Annotated in this window: 8 protein-coding genes; all 8 read left to right on the top strand. The window is 36.9% G+C overall.

Going from position 1 to position 3,352, the window contains the following annotated elements; all coding sequences use genetic code 11:
* The first annotated feature begins 143 nt into the window (after positions 1-143).
* The gene (locus AAIB49_RS19675; protein WP_343459042.1) at positions 144-311 is read left to right on the top strand and encodes a DUF6011 domain-containing protein; all 168 of its coding nucleotides are present in this window, start codon (positions 144-146) and stop codon (positions 309-311) included.
* Positions 308-832 carry a Holliday junction resolvase RecU gene (locus tag AAIB49_RS19670; protein ID WP_343459041.1) on the top strand — a complete coding sequence of 175 codons (525 nt, stop codon included), beginning with the start codon at positions 308-310 and terminating at the stop codon, positions 830-832. Before AAIB49_RS19675 ends, AAIB49_RS19670 begins: the two co-directional genes overlap by 4 nt.
* A 103-nt stretch (positions 833-935) precedes the next feature.
* Positions 936-1,295 carry a hypothetical protein gene (locus tag AAIB49_RS19665; RefSeq protein WP_343459040.1) on the top strand — a complete coding sequence of 120 codons (360 nt, stop codon included), beginning with the start codon at positions 936-938 and terminating at the stop codon, positions 1,293-1,295.
* Positions 1,283-1,456 (top strand): hypothetical protein, encoded by a 174-nt coding sequence (locus AAIB49_RS19660; RefSeq protein ID WP_343459039.1) that lies wholly within the window; start codon positions 1,283-1,285, stop codon positions 1,454-1,456. The genes AAIB49_RS19665 and AAIB49_RS19660 overlap by 13 nt, the downstream gene beginning before the upstream one ends.
* A gap of 97 nt (positions 1,457-1,553) precedes the next feature.
* Positions 1,554-1,739 carry a DUF3954 domain-containing protein gene (locus AAIB49_RS19655; RefSeq protein WP_343459038.1) on the top strand — a complete coding sequence of 62 codons (186 nt, stop codon included), beginning with the start codon at positions 1,554-1,556 and terminating at the stop codon, positions 1,737-1,739.
* Positions 1,740-1,913, top strand: a complete 174-nt coding sequence (locus AAIB49_RS19650) for a hypothetical protein (protein WP_343459037.1) — start codon at positions 1,740-1,742, stop codon at positions 1,911-1,913. It abuts the gene before it with no gap.
* A 133-nt stretch (positions 1,914-2,046) separates the two neighbouring features.
* A complete protein-coding gene (locus AAIB49_RS19645) occupies positions 2,047-2,574 on the top strand; it encodes a sigma-70 family RNA polymerase sigma factor (protein ID WP_343459036.1) in 528 nt (175 codons plus the stop codon).
* A gap of 179 nt (positions 2,575-2,753) precedes the next feature.
* On the top strand, positions 2,754-3,352 hold a 599-nt coding region (terS, locus tag AAIB49_RS19640), incomplete at its 3' end, for a phage terminase small subunit (RefSeq protein ID WP_343459035.1).

Raw genomic sequence — 3,352 nt, 5'->3', positions numbered from 1 at the left:
AAAGAAAAGGCAGGATTTGAGTGTGTAAAGCGAATCGAAAAAGTATCTATCCCAAACAAGCATTTTAACAAGCGCAATAAGTACGTGACAACTACTTATGACGAGTATTACGAGGCGATTTATAAGCGATAGGAGGGAGTATCTTGGGAGTTTGTAAGAGGTGTAATCGAAAGTTAAAAACGCAAAAGAGCATTGAAGTGGGATTTGGTCCTGTCTGTAAGAAAAAACATGACGAAGCAGAAGCTGAGTTCTTAAAAATGCAAGTCACGATTGATGATGAATTGCAATATCAGGAGAAGATGAGAGCATGATTACTCAAGGGAGAAGAGGAATGGCTTTCGAGAATGTCCTGAACTACACTAATCAACTCTATTCCAATCAAGGACGAGCTCTTATAAATAAAAGGCCAACACCTGTAAAAGTATTAAAGTCAAAAGGTACACGGGTACTAAGTGGTTTTTTTGAAGAAAAATCAACTGTAGATTATGACGGGATATATAAAGGTAAAGCCATTACTTTTGAAGCGAAAAGCACTGAAAAGAAAAGCTTACCGCTGGATATGGTATCAAATCATCAAGTTAATTACTTAAACCAAGCGGAAGAACAAGGTGGTATTTCATTCCTTATCGTTGAAATGAGGACATCTAAACAAGTTTTCTATGTATCGAATGGAATGCTTCAAAAATACATCAAAGATGCTAAAAACGGTGGAAGAAAGAGTATTCCATTACGAGATTTAGAAGTGTATGCACATTTAGTGAAACCACAAAATGGAGTACCGTTAGATTATCTTTCAGTAGTAGATAGCCTAATTTATAGCGAAATTAGTTAAAAATAAAATGATTCTGGGGCGTTTGTACATAGGTCAGTAGATTTATTCATCTATAAGTGAAAACGTCTCAGAATGGCTTGAATTGAATTTGGGAGGGTTAGGGATGAAGTTAGGTCAAAGAGTTAAGTTTTCATGTTCTTTATCAAAACAAAGTGGCTACGGCGTAGACATGGACAATTACACAGTTGAACAAAAAAAGCAGATGGAGGAAAACGGATATATTAACTTAATTCGTTATAAATCACGCAAGCATAATGTAAAACAAGGCTTCGTGTGCGGGAGAAGAAATATAGTAACTGCTGCAATTTTGGAAGAAATCGAGGACCCGTATAGAGGGTGGTACTTAGCGCAAACACATGAAAAAAGTGAAACAGTATACGTAGTTGCGTGTGATATGCGTGGTTTGTATCGTGTCAGAGAAGAAGATTTAGAACTATTGGAGGGGTCAACATGCAACAACTAACAATCATGATTTTATTACTAACGGTTTTAGTCTACGGAGTTACTCTGATAATTTACCGAAAGGCATATGCCAAAGCCAAACAGCAGATTAAGGATCTGGAGAGAGCAAATAGAAATTACTATATGGAGCAAAGGAGGCAGTCTAGTGAATACTTGCATTGAATGTGGGGGTAAAGCACGGAACAAGCGTAGCGTACTTTGTAAAAAGTGTTTCGATTTAGCATTAAAGAAAAAAGCATAACAACGAGGGGGTCTTGAAGTGGGGCAAGGCAAAACATTGGAAATTAATTTAGATGAAAATGCAGTTTATATTGTGCAAGACGGGCAATTGACAAAGGTTACAGCAAAAGAATTTGGACAAGACCTCATTATTTGGAAAAATGGCAAGGTGCTAGATATAGATCGTAGCGAGCGATTGAGAATTGAGGGGCAGGAGGTTATTTGAGTGAAAAGTGGCTGGATAATTAATTTTAAAAATGGCACAAGGGTTATCCTATCTGAAAGAGCATACAAAAGGTATGTTAAAGAAACTCCGAAACAAGATGTTCAAAGTGATGAACATTGGTTTGATATAGAAAAGGCAAGAAGTAAAAATCCTGATCTAGATTATATCGAATAGTCCACTACGGAAGAACCGACTGGACACTAACAAGCGTAAAATTACGCTCGTTGGTGTCCTTTTGTGTCTTTGCAACTTTTTTACAATTTTGATGAGTTTTTGCAACCAAAATAAACGCTGTGGGGGCGGTAAAATGGATACAAAGCAATTGGAAAATTGGGCAGATGAACTAATCATGGAATATGAGAAAGGTAGAAAAGGATTACACAGCATGAAAAACAACTTGGGTGATACCGAATTAGACAAGCAGGATAAAACACAAATTAATAGCATGATCGGTGAAATGACAGAGGCAATCGAGTGGATGAAAATTGGACGTAGACCTGGTAACAGACGAGGAATCGATAAAAGGTCAGCTTATCAACGTAGAGCGATTGTTGATATGGATTTATTTCCGTCAATGGATTTAGAATCGGAACAACGTGAATTGACAGAAGATGAAAAGCGAGCAATTTTAAATGTTTTAGTCGATTTATCGCATCGCGAAAGACAATGTTATTTGCTTCATATGGCGCAGGGAATGAGTATGCAAGAGATAGCAGATGAATTAGGAATCAAGAAGCCTTCTGTACAAAAATTCATTTTACGAGCGAAAAATAAAATTTCTTGTCATACGAATGTCATACGAACCCGTATTAAGGATGAAAGGGCTCTTAGTTAGAGCTCTTAATTTTATTAGTAATTTAATAATTAAGAACGAAAGTTCTATCTAGTATTAGCAGTATAAATATTATGTAGTAGCAGGAGAATTGCATGAATTTTAATATAGAGCATCCTAACGGGTGCTTTTTCTTTGCTCCAAAACAAACAAATATACCTTGGAGGTGGGTGATGATGTAGATGACCGAAAAACATATCCAAGCAGAAAAAGATTATGTGAAAGGCATGAAGTATAAAGAAATTGCTGAGAAGTATGACGTGTCTATTAATACTGTGAAGTCTTGGAAACAACGTCATGGCTGGACTAGAAATAAGGGTGCACCCAAAGAAAAAAGTATGCACACAAAAAAGAGGGGCGCACCTAAAGGGAATAGCAACGCTAAAGGACATGGCGCTCCACCTGGTAATAGCAACGCAGTCACCCATGGATTATTTTCTAAATACATCCCACAAGAGACATTAGAACTCATGGGAATGTTAGAAGAAAAAAGCGCTGCTGATTTAATATGGGACCAGATTATGATACAGTATGCTGCTATTATTCGAGCTCAACAGATTATGCATGTTGAATCCAAAGAGGAAATGATTAAGGAATTGAAGAAAGAGAAGTTCGACAACTTTGGAGAAGGTATGGAAGTTGTTGAAAGAGAATATGAATTCCAATTTGCTTGGGATAGGCAAGCTACATTTTTAACAGCGCAATCTAGAGCAATGTCCGAATTACGTAATCTTATTAAACAATTCAACGATCTAGCCCATGATGATGACGAACGTAAACT

The organism is Ornithinibacillus proteolyticus, assembly GCF_039581225.1.
Lineage (GTDB): Bacteria > Bacillota > Bacilli > Bacillales > Amphibacillaceae > Ornithinibacillus > Ornithinibacillus massiliensis.
The sequence above is the reverse complement of the archived record's forward strand: the minus strand, read 5'-3'. Positions and strand labels throughout refer to the sequence as shown.

Bases quoted from the DNA above. Each gene is read 5' to 3' on its own strand.
- AAIB49_RS19665 (WP_343459040.1), top strand. From the start codon at position 936: ATGAAGTTAGGTCAAAGAGTTAAGTTTTCATGTTCTTTATCAAAACAA.
- AAIB49_RS19660 (WP_343459039.1), top strand. From the start codon at position 1,283: ATGCAACAACTAACAATCATGATTTTATTACTAACGGTTTTAGTCTAC.
- AAIB49_RS19670 (WP_343459041.1), top strand. From the start codon at position 308: ATGATTACTCAAGGGAGAAGAGGAATGGCTTTCGAGAATGTCCTGAAC.
- AAIB49_RS19645 (WP_343459036.1), top strand. From the start codon at position 2,047: ATGGATACAAAGCAATTGGAAAATTGGGCAGATGAACTAATCATGGAA.